Here is a 21,038-nt window from a genome sequence, read left to right on the forward strand (position 1 = left end):
GGCCGGTTACGGTTTCAGCACTACCTTGATCAAGCCTTTCTCTTTGTCATATAGCCGCTTAAACCAGTCCGCTCCTTCAGCCAGCGGCACCTCGGCGCTTAAAATAGCTTCGATGTTCATGCGGCCGGAAGCTATCAACGCCAGGGCGGCTTCGTACTCACCGTTGATGGCGCACGAGCCCTGCAAACGCAATTGACGCGTTACGACGGCCTGCAACGGAATCTCGACCGTAGGCGCTAGGTTACCGACTAACGTAACGGTGGCCCCCTTCCGAACGCAGTCGATGGCGGTTTTAACGGTTGGTCCGGCGCCTACTACCTCAAACGACACGTCAGCACCACGCCCGTGAGTAAGTGCCTGCACCTGCTGGGCTACGTCGGCCGAGCGGGCATTAATTGAGTGCGTGGCGCCGAGTTCTTTCGCCAACGCCAACCGGTCGTCGTCCAGATCGATGGCGATGATCGTTGCACAGCCCGCCAGCTTCAGTGCCTGAATCACGAACAGCCCGATCATACCGGCGCCCACCACTACGGCAGAATCGTTGATCTGAATGGGCGTCAGACTCACGGCGTGCAGCGCAACGGCAACGGGCTCGACCAAGGCGGCCTGGGTGAACGTAACGTTATCGGGAATGGCGTAGAGAATGTGCTGCGGCACGGTAACGTACTCGGCAAAGGCGCCCTGCCGTTTGAAATCCGGGGTCGATACGCCTACGACTTCCCGCCCATCGCTCAGGTTATACATTCCCCGGCGGCTGTACCAGTCGTCCAGCGCGTACACGGTCGAATCAAAGGTAACGCGGTCGCCAGTTGACCAGTCTTTTACGTCGCTACCCACTTCGGCGATGATCCCCGATGCTTCGTGACCCATGACGATAGGCGGAATTCGCCGACCGCTGCTGCCATCCATGCCGTGGACATCCGATCCGCAAATTCCTACCGCCTGTACCCGTACCAGTACCTCGTTGGGTTTAATAGTAGGTTTATCGACGTCCTGTAATTCAAAATGATTGTATTCCGTCAGAACCAGTGCTTTCATTGTCGTCATCCGGTTAGTCCGGACAGTTAAGTAGTTTAGGCTACCAATAGCGAGCCGTTCAGGCAGGTTGCTGTTGGTAGATTTTTATAAAAACGTCGGAAGGCAGCTGATCATACTCACCCCGCTGCAAATGCGGGTTAATTTCGTACGTAATGACCTCGTCCATAAACTCCGGCACCTCACCAAAAAGCCGACCAGCGACCGCAGGCGTATATTTCTTCTTCACCCGAACCAACCGCTGCTCCGGATCGCTGTTCCAGGCCGGATTGGCACCCAGCACTAGTTGAATTTTGGGCCAGTCGCCCACAAAGTACTCCTGCAACAGCGGAATGATACGTTCCCGAAATGCATTGCATAAGTCCTCGTGCGTGGTAACATTCACCAGGTAGGCGTGCCCTAGTTGATGATCGCGGTCGAGCAGGTATTCAATCCGTTCGTTCACGGTACGCAGTAACTGCGCCAAATCAACCCCATCAACCGTGCCCAGCAATGAAGGATCGGGCAATACTTCGCGGAACGCAAACCGACGACGTAGTGCAATATCCAGCAGGGCAATGGAGCGGTCAGTGGTGTTCATTGTACCGATCACGTGCAGATTCAGCGGCACACCAAATCGCTCCGTCGAATAGGGCAGCGTTAGCCACAATTCGTTTTCGGCCCCGAGCCGTTTGTCGGGCTCGAGCAACGTAATAAGGTCACCGAATACGCTGGCAATGTTGGCCCGGTTGATCTCGTCGATCAGCAGGTAGTGCGCTGGTGCTTTCAGTAGTTTCTGCCGCCGGTTATCAGCCTTATCGTTCAGGCAGTCGGCCATAGTCGCGTAGCCCGCCTGTTGCACCGCCGTCAGACAGGCCTTGTGAAAAATGCCCTTCCGGACGCGGTAGCTGATCTGGTTATTGATCGCTTCGGGGCGAATACCCTCTACGAACTCTTCGTAGCTGTACGACGGATGGAACGTAATCAGGTTGGCCCGGTCCGAGTTTTTGTCGGCCAAGTACGGTTGAAGAGCGTGCGTTTTCCCGGTACCGGGTGGGCCGAACAGAATCAGGTTCAGCGGTTGCCGAGCTGGTTCATTGTCGGGCGTATAGTCAACGCTGTCCTCCTCTACGCTGTTCTCGCGGGGTACGTAATCACCCAGTGTTGGGTCGTCGGCCAGGCGGATCAGTTCGCTCAGGTACGCTTCGTCTTCGGCAGCCCGGTAAATGTCGGGATTGTGCCGGGCTGAGTGCGGCCCCCGCCGGGTCGCTTCAACCAGTTCCGGCAGGCAGTCCAGCCAGCACTGCTGAATGGCGGGCTGGTAGAGCAAGTGCGCGTTGGAATGACCGATGATCGCGGCTATGTAGTTCGACTTTTCGCTAATTTGGCTAAAGTCAAGCTCCTCATAATCCAGCAGTTGTTCCTGGCACGATTTTTTGACAGTTAGCCAGTATTCAGCTTCCCCACGGTGGGGTTTGACCAATCGAAGCCCCCACACGAAGTTGACGTTCGCGGTGATGGCGTGCTGGTCCTTACGTACCGTAAACGCCAGTTTGGCGTCGCCGTTGGGCAGGTTAACAATATCGATCAGTTCTTTTAACAGCCCAAAAAATCGGCGGACGGCTTCGGGATGGCCAATGTCGCGAATTTGTTCGACCAGGGCTGATTGTTGCGAATCGGTTGACACAAATAAAGTAATGGGTCAAATAGTAGGGCCGCAGATAGACAACGTTTTTCGGGGTCACGGTTGCGTCGTTCTGGCCAATGTAATCACTGCGAAGCTACAACTTTTCCCTCTTTTCCGGTACATTCGTCTGACGGTTCGCCCGTCCTTTATTCAATTCATTATGCGTCTTTCGTTACGTTTTCTTCCGCTTGTTCTGTTGGTCATTTTGTCGGCTTGTCACAACGATGACAATGCCCAGCCAACGCCTACGTGTCAGCTTCTCAGTACCACCGATCAGCTGGTCGAAACCAGCGGCCGACTCACCGACGAGATGGCGCGAACGTTTACGTACTCCAATACGACGGTGACTGCCATCGGCGAGAAATCGTCGAACAAAGACGCGCTCTTTCAACTTACTTCGGCCAATCAACGCGTAACGCAGGCGGTCAACGGCCAGGAAATGATTACGCTGGGCTACGGGTCGGCTACAAGCCAGCCCGTTAGCGCGACGTTCACCCGCTCGGACGTGGTTCAATCGACGTTCGCGCTGGAATACAACTCAGGCGGAGCTCTAACCCGAATTGTCGAAAGTCGTCGAGTGCTGCCAACCAACTCGCTGACGACCGAACGGGCCTATTCATTTACTTACGACAATGCAGGAAATCTTACGTTAGAACGGGCCAAATTTACGTTACGTACCGGAGTGGTCTCGGAGCAGGAAACCGAATACGTATTTGACTCCCGGTCGTCAGTCTACGCTGGTTTCAGCGAACGGCCACTGCTTACCCTGATTGCCCTGACGCAGACGGTGGAAACCAAGCCGGGACGATTCTGGCACACCAAGACACCGCTCTCGTTCCAGACGTTTGATCTCACAACGGCCGGTGCCCGGTCGACGATGCGAGAAGCAACCACGTACGCACCGACCTACGACAGCAACGGCCATCTGACCAGCCAGGACCAAACCGCCCTACTCTATCAGTCCAGCGTTCCGGCTCCCACGACCAAGAAAAACCGCCAATCCTTTACGTATCAGTGTAACTGATTTCACTCGTCGCCAAGCTTGTTCTTACTAACCGAAACTGTTCAGGTGAATGGTGGATCACTCGTAAAAAAAGCTGTAGACCTAGAAACCGTCAAAACCCCTAAAGGGGACTTTTCTCCCACGCCAGGATAAAGTCCCCTTTATGGGTTTTGACGTATCAAAAACGAATTTCCAGCCAGTTTTTTAATGGAATGAGTACTCCGACTGCATCAGCATATTATTTCGGTTGTTTATCTTGCCAGCTCACATCACGTTCATCGTTTCATGAGAGTAGTTTGTACAATCACTATCCTGTTGGTCTTATTAACCAGTGGTTTGCTCCATGCCCAAGGCATCGTTTTTGAAAAGGGAAACTGGGCCAGTGCCGTCGCCAAGGCCAAGAAACAGAAGAAGCTTTTATTTCTGCAGTTTGACAATCCCACCTGCGGCTCGTGCGATGTCATGACCGCGCAGGCCTTCAACAGTCCACTAGTACGCGAGAAATTCGCCCAGCATTTTATCAGTTTCCGCATTGATGGTACGGCAGGTCTGGGAAAAGAGTTGGCCAATAAACTAGCCGTTGAGTGCACGCCCTCATCGGTGTATTTAGATACCGACGAAAACCCACTTGCTCGCTATTGTGGCGCTACGAGCTTCGACCGGGCGTACCTAGAAAAGGCGGAAGAAGCCATCGTAAAGAATAAGCAACGGCCCATGGCTTCCTTTTCGGAAGCGTACGCCAAAGGGGAGCGTTCGTCGACGTTCATGCGCAACTACATCACCCGGCGCCGGGAAACGGGACTCTCCGTGCAGGAGTTACTGGACGACTACGTAACGCATCTCCCTCAGGACTCCCTCCGGTCAGCGGACCTCCTGCGGTTCGTTTTTGAGCAGGGGCCCGTTGTTGGCAGTAAGCCCGATTCTATTTTTCGCTCGCAGTATTTCCGGGTAGACAGTTTGTACAAAGCGGTTGGCTGGAACAAAGCGATTGAGCTAAATAATCGAATTATTAATAATTCGCTCCGTAAAGCAATCAACGAGAAAAATAGCTTGCTGGCCCACCGCACAGCCGACTTTAGAAGGCGTACCTATCAGAATAATTACAAGGCTGGAATGGCCGCTCGAGACTGGGTCATGATGCGCTACTACCGGGAAACGCAGGATACACTGCGGTATCTTCGTCAAGCCTCCTCCTATTACGATGCTGAGTTTATGACCGCGCGCGTCGATTCGATCCAAAAGCTGGATGAACTGGATATGCAGCGGCGCATGCGGGGCGAAATGACCGGGACTGCTCCGTCAGGACCACCATCATCGAATGGCTCTTTTGCTCCTTATCCCAACACCCAACGTTACGTGTCAGCCCTGAACCAGGCCGCCTGGGATTTTCAGGCGCTTACCCGTGACTCTACCTATCTACAGAAAGCCCTGAGCTGGTCGAAGCGTAGCCTCGAATACCGCGAGGATGGTAGTTTACTGGATACGTACGCTCACATTCTTTACCGACTTGGCCGTAAAGACGAAGCATTGACCTGGCAACGAAAAGCAATCAATAAAGAGAAAGAACGGAACTCTCCTTTTGTAGCAACCCTGGAGGAAACGCTCAAAAAGATGCAGACGGGAACGCTTTAGCGGGCAAAAAGGCCCCTAAATCCTTCTGTATTCGACCTGTCGCCTGATGATGAGTGTGATTAAAGCAAGTATTGGTTTGACTGGCGCAAGGCGTCTGCTGCTCTGACGGCTTACCTTTGTCTCACTTCTACTGGCCTTGGTTAACCATTAGTCGTTCCAGACAATTAAGCGATTATGAACATTTCGAATAACAAAATTCTGATTACGGGTGGCGCATCAGGGATCGGGCTGGGCCTCACCGAGCGGTTTGTGCAGGAAGGAAATACCGTCATCATTTGCGGTCGCCGGGAGGATGTCCTCAACGACGTAACAGCCAAACACCCGTCTGTCATCAGCCGGGTTTGTGATCTGTCGCTTTCCGAAGACCGACAGGCACTTTACCAGTGGATTGCCGAGGAGCATCCAGACCTGAACGTATTGGTCAACAACGCGGGTGTCCAGCAATGGATGTCGGTATCGGATGATGATTTCTTTTCACGGGCAAAAGCGGAATTGGCTATCAATGTCGAAGCCCCGTTAGAACTGACGTCGCTATTCATCAACCTCCCCTCGCTGACGACCATCCTCAACGTAACGTCGGGCTTAGCGTTCGTGCCACTGACCAAAGTGCCTGTTTATTCGGCTACCAAAGCGTTTTTCCACTCGTTCACGCTATCGTTACGCGCGTTGCTAACTCCCAAAAACATTGAGGTCATCGAGGTAATTCCACCGGCCCTCAATACCGATCTGGGTGGCAAAGGACTGCACGACCAGGCTCCGCCCGTAAGCGCCTTTATCGACGCCATTTTCGAGCAACTCAAAGCGGGCAAGACGGAGCTAACGTTCGGCTTCAGCGATGTGATGGCGAAAGCGACGCCCGACGAACTGCGTACTACGTTCGCCCGTATGAACCCAATGGCTTAACGAACAAAACGGCCTGCGCTCACTGGAGCGCAGGCCGATAACCTGCCAAGGTCGAGGTAAAAGAAAAAGCCTGGGAAGAGCGCTACGTCCGCTTCTCCCGCTTCATATAGGTAGAGGCTCCCATCCCGCGACGAGCGCCCATTTTGCTTAACTGTTGAGCGTCGGCCTGCGACATAATCTGCAGCGCTGAATACTCGGTTTTGCCCGTAATCATCGGGAAGCCAGCCACGCGTTGCGCCTGCGAACAGTGTACGCAGGTTTTGGCCGTTGGCAACGCTTTCAGCCGCGCTTCGGGGATCAGATTACCACATTTACTACAGTACATAACGTCGATTGATTAGCTATTTATAAAACCCGTAACCAGCCTGTATAGTGCCCTAATTAGACAAAAATCAGCGTTATTACTTTTTACACAATCATCTGATAATCAAACATATACTTTCAAAAAAACCTAGCAAAGCTATACGAATTTTCATCTTAAAGAAAGTTGTGCCTGGGGCATATTTATCGACGCATTACCCGCGCGAAAGTCATGCTGCTATGAAGCTGTTACTAACTGCGGCAAGCATACGTTTTAGTTACTAAAGCCGGAGTGGGCGCAGCAATAGCTGGGTCAAACAGCATACCGGTACATAAGCAATACTTTTTACCGGTTCGGGCCAAGATGTCGCAGTTCTGGCAGGTATTACACTGCGCCCAGAAAGGGGTTTCTTGTGGCAATTCCGAAAAGGCTACCGGCCGGAAGCCAAGCTGGGTATTGATCGTCATCACAGCCTGGCTAGTGGTAATACTAAAGATTTTCGCCTTCGGAAAAAGTTGTCGGCTCAGCGTGAACAACGCGTATTTCAGTTGTCGGGCTACACCGTGTTGTCGACAGTCAGGATCGACGATCAGACCAGACTGCGAAACAAAAGCCCCTCCCTCCCATATGTCCAGATAAGCGAAGCCAGCCCATTTTCCGTCGGGAAGCATAGCGATAACGGCTTTGCCTTCCAGCATCTTCTGCCGCACATACGCTGGCGTACGCCCCGCAATACCCGTTCCCCGGCCCAGGGCACTCTGCGCCATCTGGCGACAAATTGACTCCGCCTGAGCAACGTGATCGCAGGAGGCAACCGAAATTTTACAGTCAGTATCCATTTGAATCAGTTGCGTAAGCAACTGGCTACAGGTTAATTAAGGAAGACAGTTTGTTAATTGACGACGGTACTCAGCACGTAGCGCTCGTGGTAAGAGATAGTTGAGCACTTCCGCCCGCGAATCTTTCTTGTCAAGCAGACGCCCCAGATATACGAGAAATACGTTTGAGACGGCATTCTTGATGGCCGGTTCGGCATGAAGCAGTAAGTCTTCAGCGACTAGTAGGCACCGTTTTACGGCTTTGAACTGGTTTTGGTGGGCTAAAATGGACGTAACTTCGTACAGTTTATGCAGCGTGGTGTACACACTAGCCTCACCGGGTAGAATACGGAATTCTTTCTTCGCTTCTGGAATCTGTTCGATCAACAAGCTGCGAAGGTTGGTTTGATTAATGACGATTTCCATAAGTAGCATACTTTTTCTGTACAAGTATGCCAATTGAATACCACCGTATTAACAACCAAGGCAACCACTTGACTGTCTACACGTTAACGAACTGACCTTATATAAAATAAATCCAAAAATCGATCCATATTGATAAGGTCGCTTTTCAAAATGAAAAAGCTTCGCCAGCATTCGGCGGGGTTTTACCTATCGCCAAACGGCTATCGACCAATCCAGTCGATAGCCGTTTGTAAGGCCCGGTCGGTACCAGTCAACACGTCATCACTGCTCGGTTTTGCCACGATATCGATGGGAACGCCTGGGCCTAGTACGAGTTGCCCATCCATTGTATAAACGCCCCGGCCACTGAAGCGAGTTTGGTATCCGCCCGGAAAACGAACGTAGCTCACATCCCCGTTGGCGCCCGCCGACTGGGTCCCAATAATTTTGGCGCGGGGTGCGGTTCGAAGGGCCATGCAGGTTGACTCCGCTGCACTTTGCGTGAAACTGTTGCAGAGAATGGCGACTTTACCCCGGTAGTAGTCCGCATTTTTCCGGCCGACATACCGAATTTTAGTCCATTTGAATAACCCGGGACGTAACAAATCAGGCTCGGTATAGCGCGCAAAACCGCGCGGTTCCGGATTCAGGTAGTCGCCCAACCGCTGAAACGTACCCTTTGGATAGCCCCGCATATCGAAAATGATTCCCCGATGGTTTCTGTACTGCTTCATGACCCGTTTCACGTCACTCACTCGTAACGTACTCAGGTCAACATAGCCGATAGTTGGGGGAACAACGTTGGCTTGAAAAAGCGACTGTGGTTGGTAGCCAAATTGATTGAATACGTACCGGTGCGCTACCCGGCGGAGTCGTTGCCCATCGCGTATTAATTCAACCTCAATCGATGGGTTAGTCCCTACCAGCAATCCTCGTTGAAGGTAATGAGCCAGCGTAGACCGATTTGAAGCGGAGAAATTCGGCGCGTGCTGATCAATGATGTCCGAAATAGACTGACCGTCCACCTGAATCAGACGGTCTCCCCGACGGATATCATCAAGGCGACTCAATGAATCGTTGAACGATTGGAGCACCAGCAATGTATCGCCTACTAGTCTCCACTCGAACGACGGCCACAGAACAGAGTGCTTTGGAGTAATTCGATAAGCCGTTGGAATAGAGAGCTCAGCGTGACCATCATGGATAGTACTGATGAGCTGCTGTAGGGCGTTCTGATAACGGAGCGTGTCGGTGGCCTGCTGAAACGTAGGGATAAACGCCGTCAGCACCTGGTCCCAATCGCGGGTGAACGTGTACTTAGCCGGGTGGAAGTACTCGATGATGTTCCAGTAGCGGAACAGGCCCAGCAGTCGATACGATGCGTTGGGCAACGCCATGGCTTCATATGCTCGCTCCGGAAAATCCAGTCGATTCCGAAACGAATTCCAGTGTGCGTATCGATTCTTCCGTTGGTTTCGGTTGGCGGCAAGGTAGGTGAGCTGCTGGCGGAGCGGTAAGCTAAAGAGCGATGAATCGGTCAGCCAGCTCAGGTCCAGATTTTGGGTAAAGTCAGTCGAGTCGGCGGACGAACAGGACCGACAGGCCGCAACAGAGCCTAGCTCATTGACTAATGAAAGCAACCGGGCAGATAGTGCCTGCTTAGACCGTATAGACGGCGCGTCCTCAATCAGTTGAATGAGCTGACCGTCCCAATCAATTTTCCCCGCAGCGATCCGTGGATGATGGTATTTAAGAAACCCCCAGACTTTTCCGATGGCCACTAAATTCCGGGTTTGGGTAGCCACAGAATCCGATTGACCAAATGAGAAGCAGGGCAACAGGCACAAACACAACAACCAAAAACAGCGAGCCATAATCTCCAGATAGACGTACTCAGGCAAGAAGCAGCAAACAGCGTATTTATCGTCAGGCAGCCATCGATTGTTAAGAATAATTAACCTTTCATGAATCGAAACGGATCAAGATTCAGCCTCTCGTGTTTACTGATGAAACCTACTAAGCCTACCAGATTAGCAACGAAAAAGCCACTATACGTTGAACGCGTAGTGGCTTTTTCGTTTTCATTTATCGTTGAATCAGCTCCGGCTTATTGCTCGTCTGGGTTCTTGGCCGGAGTAGGAGCTGCTTTCTTATCGGTTGCCAGCGAGTTGATCCAGGCAGCAATCTTCAGCGCATCGGCTTTAGGTACCTGCGGCATGGGCGGCATCTCGGTAGCATACTCGGGCCAGTTCTGTGGCTTTGGACTGTGGATCAGCTCGACAATCTGCTCGTTCGTGTACCCCCTCTTGGCGACATCCACGTAGGCCGGTCCGATCTGCCGTTTGTTAGCCTGGTGGCAGGCCAGACAGGTATGTTTAGCCAGCAGTCCTTTCACCATTTCATAGGTCGGCGCGGCTTCGGGTTTCGTAGCAGCGGCTAATGGCGTTCCTCCCTTAACGGATTTAGCCGTCGTCTTAGCGCCAGCTTTTGTCGCGGTTGCTTTCTTCGGCGCAGCCGCTGGCGAAGGAGCCGCCGTCTTTGTCGCTGAATTCGTCGTGCTCAGTTCAGCCATCGTCAGCTTGGTACCCTGCGGAATGTTGTTCAGCGTATAGTACGCCAACGGATGAACCAGCGAGTATGAACCTTCGGAACTCCGAACACCGTCCAGACGCAGACCGTGGATGTAGTATTGCCGCATGTTGTCAACAACGATACGGGCTTTCATACCATCAGCCGATACTTTAACGCCTTTAATACCGTTATCCTCCCGATTGATCGGTGGACTACCGTACACAGGATGGTATTTGTAAACAAAGCTTTCCACTGTGTACGAAGCGATATCCTCCGCTGATTTCCGGTCGACGGGCGACGTAAATTCGATTTCAAAGCCGTCGGGCATGGCGCGTACCGCTTTCATGTCAAACGGTGTTTTTTCGTTCCAGACCAGCCGCTGTAAGCCTTCAGCCGCTTCGCCCGCCGAGCCCCAGCCCCGGTTGGTTTCGCCCACGAACAACGAACCATCGTTGCCCCAGGCCATACGTAATACGCCCGACTGGAACCCACTGCGGAAATCAAAAGCTGCGCCCTGAAACTCACCGTTCACTTTCTCCATGAAGACACGCATGATCTTGCTTTGTCCCTGATCGCCGACCAGTAGCTGGCCTTCGAACGGACCAAAGCTTCCTTTCGGAATTTGAACGATCTCCGAGTTCGACACGCCAAAGATCCCGTGGGGTAACCAGACTGCTGGTAATTGCAATTCTGGAAACTCCTTCTTCATCTCAAACAGCGTCACCGGCGTTTCGTTGACTACGTTTTCGGGTTTGATAGCCCGCCCCTGCTCGTCGCGCCGACGCCGGGAATCGACTTTGGCGTACACCTGCTCAGGTTTGAGTTTTACCGGCGAGTTGGCCGCATCGGTCCAGCGCAGCCCCGCCGGGTGCCCGACCCAGGCTCCTTTTTTTAAATGCCAGATCCCACCCGATCCGATCCAGTCGCCCTGGTTATCGGTATAGAATAGTTCGCCGTCGATCATACCCAAACCGCATGGGGAGCGAACACCGGTTGCCCAGGGCTCCATCTTCCCGTCGGGGGTGATGTGCATGACCCAGCCCCGCCAGGGGACACGGCTTTCACCCGCCCACCATTCTTCGTCGCCGAACGCTACGTTACCCGATACGAAAAACGAGCCGTCTGGTGCTACTTTCGGACCGAAGCTGTATTCATGGTAGTGACCCGACAACGGCCAGGCAAATACGGTTTCGAGTCGGTCAACTTTGCCGTCCTTGTTCAGGTCCACCAGCTTCGTTAACTCGCCCCGCTGCGCGCAGTACAGAGCGCCGTCTTTATAAACCAGGCCCAGCACTTCGTGCAGACCCGAGGCTATTTTCCGAAAAAACGGGCGTCGGCTGGTTGGGTTTTCAACCAGAAAGATATCGCCCCTGCGCGTGGCAATGCCCAGATCACCGTTGGGTAAAACCGTTAGCCCGCCTACTTCGAGCAGGGTTCCTTCCGGCGCGGGCACCCGCATGACTTTGAAAAAATCTTCTTCCTTCGGCGACTCCTGCGCCTGGCTAAATGGAGCCGTTACCGCCAGCAAAACCGCCGTTGTTACCAACGATCCAAGCGTATGCCGTAGCCGACTTGTGTGTATAAACGTCATGGGTAAGTATAATCAGAATAAGATCGAATAACTCAGCGTATTATTCTTCACGGGTACGATCAGCTCCTGCCGATTACCTATCTGCCGAACGGTAGGTTTGATGCCTTTGCTGTCATCCAGCCGCAGGTAGTACGCTTTCCCATCAATCAGGTAACTGTTGTCGGCCATAGCCTCGATAGAACCTCCCTCTGCCAGTCGGGCGAACAGGCCATCAACCGGGCTTTTGAATGTCATCTCCCGCCGGATTCCTTCGCCGTTAGGCAGAACCCGAATTGCGTCTTCTACACTGACGCCATGCGCGGTGTACATAAACGTAGGCTGGTCGTTATCGTCCAGAGCGTAGCCCAGTGGCCGGAACTTGCTACCCGTCGTATCGGTAGGCCAGGCCGCCTGCGCGGAAGCCATCCGGCCAATTGCCAGCGTTGGGACACCCAGCCGCTGTACCATGCCCGTTGGTCGCGACGAGCCGTCGCCCCGGTTGTTCCACATGGGCGTAGCATCCAGAAACTGACCCCGCCATACCTGCACGATAGCCCCTTTGTCCAGGTCGTACGTATAATGGACCTGCTCAGGACTGCCCACCGATACTGCGTGTGTAACGCGCACCCGGCGTCCCTGTCCATTTTCATTAGGAACGTCCATGAAGCTACGCAGAACCGTCGTCTTCGGCGCGTCGATTAAGATTGGGCCTTCGCCACCAAATTCAACGCTATTATCGCCCACGATAAACTCACGCAGACCGTCGCCCTGCAACGACAGATTAATCGACGGGGTAGCCCGAGCCGACAGCTTAGAATACAGGATTTCGACCGGCTGATCACCAGCAGCCAGGGCCAGTTGGACACCCGGACGCCGACCCGCATTACTCCAGGGGATAACGACTTTATCCCCAATTTTTAACCGTGTGTAGCCACCAGCGCCGTTGAGGTTCAACGTGTATGTACCAGCCTCCTTTACCCGCATGGTGCCATCGTAGCGAACAAGGAAGTTATTTGAGTTGCGCGTTACGCCCGCCGACAGCCCATTGGCCGGCCCTTTTGCTTCGGGGGGCTTGCTGTCAGTTCCGGGTTCCTTCTCAAACTGCCCACCATATACCGCATACGTCAGGTCAACCAGTTCGGGGCGGGGTTTATCAAACGCGACGTAACGAATGTTCCGGAAAGCCACGGGGCCGTGATCTCCCTGAATCAGCAACGGGCCCTTCGCAGTTTCGTCGTTTTTCAGCGGCCCACGGGTTGGGCCGGTTAACGTAACGTTTTCGTGGATCGTTACGCCGTTCAGCTCAGCCCGGATGATTTTAGCATTTTCAATTTTCCGGCCACTCGCGTCGAAGCGGGGTGCCAGAAACGAAATACGCATGTGTTGCCAGAGGCCGGGCGCACGGCTCGCGTTCTGCCGGGCCGCTTGACCTTCGTAGCCCTGCTGCCCCGCCGGACGGCTGTCGTCCCAGCGCTGATAGATGGAGCCATTATCGCCGACTTTAGCGGTTTTACTGCCCCAGCTATCCATAAGCTGAATTTCATACCGTCCCTGCAGGTAAACACCCGAATTGGAGCCTTTCGCCATTAGATAGTCGAACTCAAGATCCAGGTCGCCGTGCTCAAGCTTCGTCAGCAGATTGCTGTTGTTTTTGCTATCGTTCTGGTTGACCAGTATGCCCGTTCCGGCTTTGGTCGTAATGCTATTCTCGCGACTCAAGTCGGCGTTAACGTCGCCAACGATGCGCCAGTTTTTGCCAGGCGAGTCATTGGATGAGGACCCGCCAGCTTGTCGAAAAGCCTGAAGATCCGTCAGTGGTATAGTGCCGGGCTGCGCTCCCGTCGGTTGTGGCTGGCCCGATACCGGACTCAGCAGACCGCTCAGGAGCAGTCCGCTGAGTCCGATTGTCCGGGCTGCAGATAAGTGAAACATTCTGTGAAAAGATTAAATAAACTAGTTGGACTACAAAGGCGACAAAGAGAGCTAGTTACCCTATTACCAACAATTCGCTCCGTTGTCAGCCGACAGGAATGAAACGCATCATTGGTAATAGGGTACTGAACTACATTATTGCGCCGGATAACCTGGGTTTTGAACCAGATTTGGGTTGGCCGCCAGCTGACGCTGCGGAATGGGGAACAGCCGTTTCGTTGGGTCGCTGGGTTGGTGATCCCACCAGCTTGCCGTCGTGAAAGTACCAAACCGAATCATATCCGTCCGGCGTTTGCCTTCGAAAATAAACTCGCGTCCACGCTCGGCCAGCAGCTCGGTCAACGTCAGGGTCGTTGGCGTGTAGGCCTCTTTCGTAAAGTCAGCCGCGCTAAATGCCCGCTTCCGACAATCGTTGACCAGTTGAACCGCTTCGGCCGTTGCTGCGCCACCGTTTTTCCGCATCAGTGCTTCGGCTTTAGCAAAGTAAATTTCGGTCAGCCGGTACAGCGACCAGTCGTTGCTCCAGTACTTGGCTTCCGTCTGGCGACCAGGCCGGTACTTGTTGAAGCGAGCGCCACTGTTTTCTTCACCATCAACCATCGTCGAGCTGGTTTTGCCTTCGCTGGCCCGCCGGATTTCCTTCACGAACACCAGCGGTTTATCCCGGTATTCTTCAGTGCCCAGTACAGGCTGCGTTGGGTTGGCCGCCTGATACTGCGTTCCGATCAACATCCAGGTTGATTTGCGCAGGTCATTGTCCTTGAAGGCGTCATAAGCGCTGGGAATAACCACTACCCCGTTGTTCCCATTGGCGTCGCCCCCGTAGATAAGCCGTTGCTGAAAATGGTAGAAATCACTGTTCCATCCACAGCGGGTCGGCGTTTGCTGAAAATCGTAGACTAATTGAAATAGGATCTCTTTTGAGTTGTCATTGGTGTTACTGTAGGTCGACAGCAGGTCGGCGTCCAGCGCTGGCGTACCATTTAGACCGCCCGTTTCGCCCCGTATGATTTTGTCGCAGGCCGCGATACAATCATCCCAGCGAGCGGTTCCGGACCATACCTCGGCATTCAGGTACAGTTCAGCCAGCATCGAGTAGCCAGCCGCCTTGGTGATCCGTCCGATCAGGCTTTTGCTTAGGTTAGGCAGCAGATCGACGTTCTCTTTCAGCTCCTTTTCCACGAAGGCAAATACTTCGGCCCGGGGTGCCGTTGGTGGGCTGAGTGGCGTTCCTACTACCGTCACGATGGGAATGTTACCATACATGTCCATGAGCCTCATGTAGTGGTAGGCCCGGAATACTTTTAGCTCAGCGATGAAAGCGGCCTTTTCCTGCTCACTCACGCCAGCGCGAGCAAAGTCGACGCGGCTGAAATCGCCCAGCGTACTGTTACAGAAACCAATCCCCGTGAACAGCAGCGACCAGGGGTTCCAGATGTTGTTTTCGGTGAATACCCAGCTATGCCCGTGCAGCCGAATCCACTGCGCATCATCGTAACCGTGACGTCCTTTCTGCGGCCAGGCCAGTTGGTCAGCCGACATCTCATTCATTCGCCAGGAGCCTTGCTGCCCGGTTGGTGCAGCCCAGGCATTGGCATGGGTATACGGGCGAAGAACGCCCGATAGAATTTCCTGGCGGTTATTATAAAACGCGTTGGCATCAATGGAACTGTATAGGGTCTCGTCCAGATCCGTACAGCCGTTTAATCCTAGTGACAGGGTGAGCAGGCCACCCGCTAATAGTCCTTTATAGAATCGGTTCATGGAAGTTCGAATTAGAAACCAAAGTTTATACCTGCCGTAAACGAGCGTGTACGTGGGTAGAAGCCACGACCGTCAATACCTGGCGCTAGTCCGGTGTCGTCCACTTCAGGATCGACACCCCGGTAGCGGGTAATGGTAACCAGATTACGCCCGGTTAGGTACACACGTAGATTACGAATCAGGGGCGTCTTGAATCTGAAATTGTAGCCCAGCGTTACGTTGTCCAATTTCACGAAACCACCTGGCTCCAGGTAATAATCGGAGAACTGAAGCGCGTCGTTGATCTGGTTATTACGCGTAATGGCATCCTGAAGGACGTTGTTCGGCAGATAAATTTTGTTGCCGAAGAATACCTGCTGCAGGTTCAGAATATCATAACCAAACTTACCCCGGAAGAAGGCCGTTAGGTCGAAGTTCTTGTACCGGAACCGATTGGTCCAAGACGCGTAGTATTTCGGAATACCGTTGCCGATGTACGCGTAGTCATCATTTGGAACGATCTTATCCGCCGTAACCGCTTCGCCCGTCGCTTTGTAGAACAGCCATTTCCCTTCGGGAGTAAAGCCCGCAAACCGCTTACCGTAGAAGCTACCCAGCGGACCACCTTCGATTGTCCGGATCGCGTTTCCAAGCGCACCAAAGCCACCAATATCACCAAAGTTCAGGAAGGTTACTTTGAACACGTCATCGGAGAATGATACCAGTTTGTTACTCTGCGTGCTGGCGGCTACGTCCATATCCCAGCTGAAGTTCTGCTTTTTCATCACTGAACCGCTCAGCGTCAACTCAACGCCGTTGTTATCAATCACCCCAACGTTGGTGTACAGCGTCGACTGCACGAAGGGTGGCAATTGCGTGTTGAAGCTGCCCAGCAGGTCAGACGTCCGGCGCTGGTAGACTTCAATGGCCCCCGTCAGACGATTATCGAACAGACCAAAGTCAAGACCAACGTTTACTTCCTGCTTGCGCTCCCAGCGCAGGTTTGGGTTTGGGTTATTGCTCGGACCGTATGTCTGCCGCCATACACCATCGTCGTTCAAGTAGAAGTTACCCGTGCTCAATCGTACCACCGACTGGTAGTTTGGAATACCCTGGTTACCCGTTACGCCGTAGCCGACGCGTAGTTTCAGCGTATTCACAAACTGCACGTTGCTCATGAAATTCTCTTTACTGATGGTCCAGCCTACAGAGGCCGCCGGGAAGTTACCGAACTTGTTATTGGCCCCAAAACGCGACGATCCTTCGCGACGCAGGATGAACTGCGCGATGTACTTGTCTTTATACGCGTAGTTCAACCGACCGAAGAACGCAATCAGCGTATTATCTTCTTTGAAACTACCCAGCGACGATTTACCCAGCGTCAGGAAGTTACCTGCTCCCAAGTTATTTTCCTCGAAGGCATCGTTCAGGAACCCACTGCTTGCCCCGGAGAACTCTTCCAATACGCCATATTGATAACTATAACCAACCAGGGCCCGCAGGCTGTGATCCTGCTTGATCAGCCGGTCGTATTCCAGCGTCGACTCAAACGTGTAGTTGTTGGCCAACCGATTGTATTTGCGAGCGTAACCCGTACCCGCCACAGCGGTGCCATTCAGCGTACCGATCTGCGAAAAACGAGACGCCCGGGAGCGGTATTCGTTATCATTCCAGGAATCGCGAACTACGGCTCCGAAAGCTGACGCCCGTAGACCATCGATCGGCTCAAGTGTCAGTCGGAAATCACCCGATGTCGTTTGTTGATTCCGTAGATTCTTTTCCTGATTCAGCCGACCAATTGGGTTCGTTGTCGAGCCTTCTTCGTAATACGTACCGTTCGGGTTGAACACAGGTTGCGTTGGGTTGCGGCCCAGCGCGTTCTCAAAATCGCCCCCCTGGCCACCCAGTAGGTTCGCGTTACTGACGTTTGTAGCTAGATTCATCTGCGCCGACAACCGATTATCGAGTCCACGCTGATTAAAATTCAATCGACCACCATACTGTCTCCGCCAGTTCTGCAACGTGATCGGGTCAGCTCCGTTGTAATACACCGACGCCCGGTAGCTACCATTGTCACCGCCACCTGACATAGACAGGTTATGGTACTGGCTCAAGTTATCTTTGTTGATGAGCTGACCGTACCAATCCGTTGATGCCTGCAAATCTTGCATTTGGCCGGCTTTCACGTTGGTTGGGTCGTTCCGGTACGCACGCCATTCCTCTGGAGTCAGGAAGCGGGGTTGCTTAGCTACGGATTCATGTTGCACGTAGGTTGAGTAATCATAACGAGCGGGGCCGGATTTGCCTTTTTTCGTAGTGATCAGAATAACGCCAGCGTTACCCCGGGTACCGTAGATAGCAGCAGCCGAACCGTCTTTCAGGACGTCGAATGATTCGATATCATCCTGTTGCAACAGATCCAGGTTACCGCCCGGAATACCATCAATTACAATTAATGGCGACAGAGTACCGTTGATCGACGTAATGCCCCGTAGCTGAATCGCGGGACTGGCGTTAGGGTTGTTACCCTGGGTACGGGTGATCTGCAGACCGGCTACTTTACCCTGAACCAGGTCCAACGCGTTCCGGGTACCGCCCTGATTGAAGTCTTCTACTTTAACCGTTGATACCGCCGACGTTACTTCCGACCGCTTCTGGGTACCATACCCAACAACGACGACTTCATTCAGTGATTTTACGTCCGTCGTCAACGTTACGTCAACGGTCGCCCGACCATTAACGGCCACCTCGCGGGCGGTAAACCCAATCGATGATACGACCAACGTTACATTCCCATCCGGTGCGTTCAAGGTATACGTACCATTCGCATCCGTAACGGTTCCCGTATTCGAGGTTCCTTTTACTAACACCGTTGCGCCCGGAATAGGCTTACCCAGATCGTCCAATACGCGCCCCTTAACCGTTATCGGCGGAGCAACCGCGGCAACGGCTGTGGCTGGTAAAACGACCGTCTGATTGAGCGTCTTTTCGGGCGCCCGAGTCAACACCAGTCGACTGCCAACGGGTTCGTATTTGATCTGCAGGGGCGTCAGTAATGTATTCAGCACCTGCGAAAGCGGTTCATTATTGACGGCAATTGATACCCGCCGACTCGCCTGAATCAGATCCGGACTGTAGGAGAATTTTACGTCGGTTAGTTTTTCGATGCGGCTCAGGACATCGCTAACGGGCCGGTTGCTTAGCTGAAGCGTAATTTTATTGCTCAGCATATCCTGCGCCCGGCTATCGTCGGCCAGCGAACCGGTGGTGAACGCGATAGTTAATACCAGTTGAAGCAGCATCCATCGCATCACTTCCCATCTGGTATTGATTTCTGATAAACGGTTACTCATAATGCGTAAAACAAAGGTTAGAATTTAATAAAATGTGGGGTAAGGCTTAGCCAATCTGGCCGTATTGCGTTAGCAGACAGTGCCTTTTGATGCCATAGTAAGAAGGTTAGATGAATAGTCTGTTCCCATCAATGAAAGTAGTGTGGTACAAAAAAACGCAACTTGCAACCTACGGCAATCCGTGATTCTACCAGTAATATTGAATCCCGCCGTTATGATAGAACGAGCCTTCGACAACGTTCGAACACATCGTAAAAGGCAAGCCAAGAAATCTTGCCTAACGAGAAGACATAGACTATTTAATGCAAGTCGACTGCCTAATTATTACCAGAAAAGTTATATCGGAGCTTTGAAAGTCACATCTTACAATCAATTGGCAGAAACAGGTCTTTTCAACTCACTGATCCGCACATTTTTTTCAATTTTTTGCAGCCTTAGGCTGCTGTTGTGGACCAGACTTGTTTTAATAGTTAGATAACCCCCTTGTTACATTCCTCCCGGTTGTTCGATTACTGTCCCGTTAGGCACGAAAAAAGGGGGAAGCAGTGCGCTCCCCCCTTTTTCGATCGCAAACCAAACCGACTACCAGCCCGGATTCTGAGTCAGACTACGGTTGTTATTGGTTTCGTATTGCGGAATACCCCACAGCAGATATTTCTCCGTGAATACGGCTCCGCTACTTTCGTTTTTGAACCCTACAGCGTTCACGAACGTATTGGTCGTTACGTCGTACGACTTACGCGTGCGTTGGGTATCGAAATACGCTTTGTTTTCGTAAGCCAGCTCATGATAACGCTCTTTCCAGATGGCTTCGCGGAACTGGTCTTTCGTCAAACCGGACAGTGGTTTCAGCTGCGCCCGCGACCGAATCTTGTTCACTTCGGCGTAAGCAGCTGCCGTTGGACCACTCGCTTCGTTACTGGCTTCGGCGTAGATGAGCTGAAGCTCTGGCAACCGGAGCAGCGTCCAGTTCTGGTCGGGCAGAATGTTCCGGTTCAGCGCGCTTTCCTTGTGGAAGTACTTGTACAGCGCATGAACCCCGAAGTTCACTACCTGCGACGTATCCGTAATGGACGGGTAGCTCGAGAAGTAGAACTGCCGCTCCTGCGTCCGCAGGTCACCAGATTCGTAGCTGTTGAAGAACGCGTTCGTCGGAATCAGCGCGCCGTATTCGTCGCCGTACACCGAGATACGAGCGAAATACGGAATCACCAGTGCGCTGATGGCGTTGGTGGCAATCCCCGATGCATACTGCGCCTGCAGGATGAATTCACTCTGGTTTTTGTGCGCGTTATCGTGCAGATATTCATACGATGGGAACAGCGAATACGTACCAGCATCCAGTACTTCTTTCGCCTTGGCCGCAGCCTTCGCATAGTTATCCGTTTGCTGTAATGGGTACCCCGCCATGGTCAGGTAGACACTCGATAGCAACGTTTTTACGGCACCGACCGTGATTCGGCCCGTCTGATCGTTCACGGGCAGACCAGCCTGTTCGGCCTGAGTCAGATCGCTCACAATCAGATTGTATACATCCGTCTGGGGTGAGCGCGATGGATACAGGTTTGGGCTCGATGCATCAATCGGGTCCGTAATCAGGGGAACATCGCCGTACAACCGAACTAAGTGGTAGTAGAAGAACGCCCGTAGAAAATGCGCCTGACCCAGCAGTGATTTCTTCTGCGCTTCGTCCATCGAAATGGCTGGTATACGCTGGATGGCCAGATTCGCGTTGCCAATGGCGTTGTAACTCCGTTGCCAGAGCGTCCGCGTAGCGGGGTTAGCCGCATCGGCGGTATAGTTGATGAACTGGCTGTTGAAGAAACTCTGGCCCAGCGTGGTTGCGTGACCGTTGATTAACTCCAGCGTTACCCAAGGGCGTTCGCCGTAGCCGTTGTCATCGTTGAACATCCGCAAGCGCTCGTAGATGCCATCGACGGCCGACTGCGCCTGCTGCGCCGACGTAAAATAGTTATCCTGCGTAAAATTCGACCGATTTACCTCTTCCAGGTAGTCTGAGCAACCGGTTGTGCCCGCGATCAGCGCGCCACAGAGCGCTAGTTTTCCAATCGTTTTTATGGTACGTATCATCAGATAGTCGTTTCA

The 21,038-nt window shown here is 52.9% G+C and carries 14 protein-coding genes; 3 read left to right on the top strand and 11 right to left on the bottom strand.

Annotation, left to right across the window (positions count from 1 at the left end):
- Positions 1-6: 6 nt before the first annotated feature.
- Together ACYVAD_RS03715 and ACYVAD_RS03720 are read right to left on the bottom strand one after the other, a co-directional pair.
- Entirely contained in the window at positions 7-1,038 is a 1,032-nt protein-coding gene (locus ACYVAD_RS03715) for a galactitol-1-phosphate 5-dehydrogenase (protein ID WP_461138109.1), read from the bottom strand.
- 58 nt (positions 1,039-1,096) lie between these two features.
- The gene (locus tag ACYVAD_RS03720) at positions 1,097-2,701 is read right to left on the bottom strand and encodes an McrB family protein (RefSeq protein ID WP_461138110.1); all 1,605 of its coding nucleotides are present in this window, start codon (positions 2,699-2,701) and stop codon (positions 1,097-1,099) included.
- A gap of 160 nt (positions 2,702-2,861) precedes the next feature.
- Here ACYVAD_RS03720 and ACYVAD_RS03725 point away from each other — a divergent pair, with 160 nt between their 5' ends.
- From ACYVAD_RS03725 to ACYVAD_RS03735, 3 genes are all read left to right on the top strand, one after another.
- The gene (locus tag ACYVAD_RS03725; RefSeq protein WP_461138111.1) at positions 2,862-3,725 is read left to right on the top strand and encodes a hypothetical protein; all 864 of its coding nucleotides are present in this window, start codon (positions 2,862-2,864) and stop codon (positions 3,723-3,725) included.
- Positions 3,726-3,989: 264 nt separating this feature from the next.
- The gene (locus ACYVAD_RS03730) at positions 3,990-5,336 is read left to right on the top strand and encodes a thioredoxin fold domain-containing protein (RefSeq protein WP_461138112.1); all 1,347 of its coding nucleotides are present in this window, start codon (positions 3,990-3,992) and stop codon (positions 5,334-5,336) included.
- A 174-nt stretch (positions 5,337-5,510) separates the two neighbouring features.
- Positions 5,511-6,239 carry an SDR family oxidoreductase gene (locus ACYVAD_RS03735; RefSeq protein ID WP_461138113.1) on the top strand — a complete coding sequence of 243 codons (729 nt, stop codon included), beginning with the start codon at positions 5,511-5,513 and terminating at the stop codon, positions 6,237-6,239.
- 82 nt (positions 6,240-6,321) lie between these two features.
- Here ACYVAD_RS03735 and ACYVAD_RS03740 read toward each other — a convergent pair whose 3' ends face one another.
- The 9 genes from ACYVAD_RS03740 to ACYVAD_RS03780 form a co-directional block, all read right to left on the bottom strand.
- Positions 6,322-6,564, bottom strand: coding sequence for a TraR/DksA family transcriptional regulator (locus ACYVAD_RS03740; protein ID WP_461138114.1), 243 nt, complete (start codon positions 6,562-6,564; stop codon positions 6,322-6,324).
- 227 nt (positions 6,565-6,791) lie between these two features.
- The gene (locus ACYVAD_RS03745; protein WP_461138115.1) at positions 6,792-7,379 is read right to left on the bottom strand and encodes a GNAT family N-acetyltransferase; all 588 of its coding nucleotides are present in this window, start codon (positions 7,377-7,379) and stop codon (positions 6,792-6,794) included.
- Positions 7,380-7,415: 36 nt separating this feature from the next.
- Complete coding sequence (locus tag ACYVAD_RS03750; RefSeq protein ID WP_461138116.1) at positions 7,416-7,784, bottom strand: DUF7674 family protein; 369 nt, start codon at positions 7,782-7,784, stop codon at positions 7,416-7,418.
- 200 nt (positions 7,785-7,984) lie between these two features.
- Complete coding sequence (locus ACYVAD_RS03755; protein WP_461138117.1) at positions 7,985-9,637, bottom strand: S41 family peptidase; 1,653 nt, start codon at positions 9,635-9,637, stop codon at positions 7,985-7,987.
- A 233-nt stretch (positions 9,638-9,870) separates the two neighbouring features.
- The gene (locus tag ACYVAD_RS03760) at positions 9,871-11,925 is read right to left on the bottom strand and encodes a c-type cytochrome (protein ID WP_461138118.1); all 2,055 of its coding nucleotides are present in this window, start codon (positions 11,923-11,925) and stop codon (positions 9,871-9,873) included.
- Positions 11,926-11,937: 12 nt separating this feature from the next.
- On the bottom strand, positions 11,938-13,836 hold the full coding sequence (locus tag ACYVAD_RS03765; RefSeq protein WP_461138119.1) for a family 16 glycoside hydrolase: 1,899 nt from the start codon (positions 13,834-13,836) through the stop codon (positions 11,938-11,940).
- A gap of 135 nt (positions 13,837-13,971) precedes the next feature.
- Positions 13,972-15,600, bottom strand: coding sequence for a RagB/SusD family nutrient uptake outer membrane protein (locus tag ACYVAD_RS03770; RefSeq protein ID WP_461138120.1), 1,629 nt, complete (start codon positions 15,598-15,600; stop codon positions 13,972-13,974).
- 11 nt (positions 15,601-15,611) lie between these two features.
- Positions 15,612-18,932 carry a TonB-dependent receptor gene (locus ACYVAD_RS03775; protein ID WP_461138121.1) on the bottom strand — a complete coding sequence of 1,107 codons (3,321 nt, stop codon included), beginning with the start codon at positions 18,930-18,932 and terminating at the stop codon, positions 15,612-15,614.
- A 582-nt stretch (positions 18,933-19,514) separates the two neighbouring features.
- Entirely contained in the window at positions 19,515-21,023 is a 1,509-nt protein-coding gene (locus ACYVAD_RS03780; protein WP_461138122.1) for a RagB/SusD family nutrient uptake outer membrane protein, read from the bottom strand.
- Between the last annotated feature and the right edge of the window lie 15 nt (positions 21,024-21,038).

This window comes from Spirosoma pomorum, assembly GCF_054776615.1.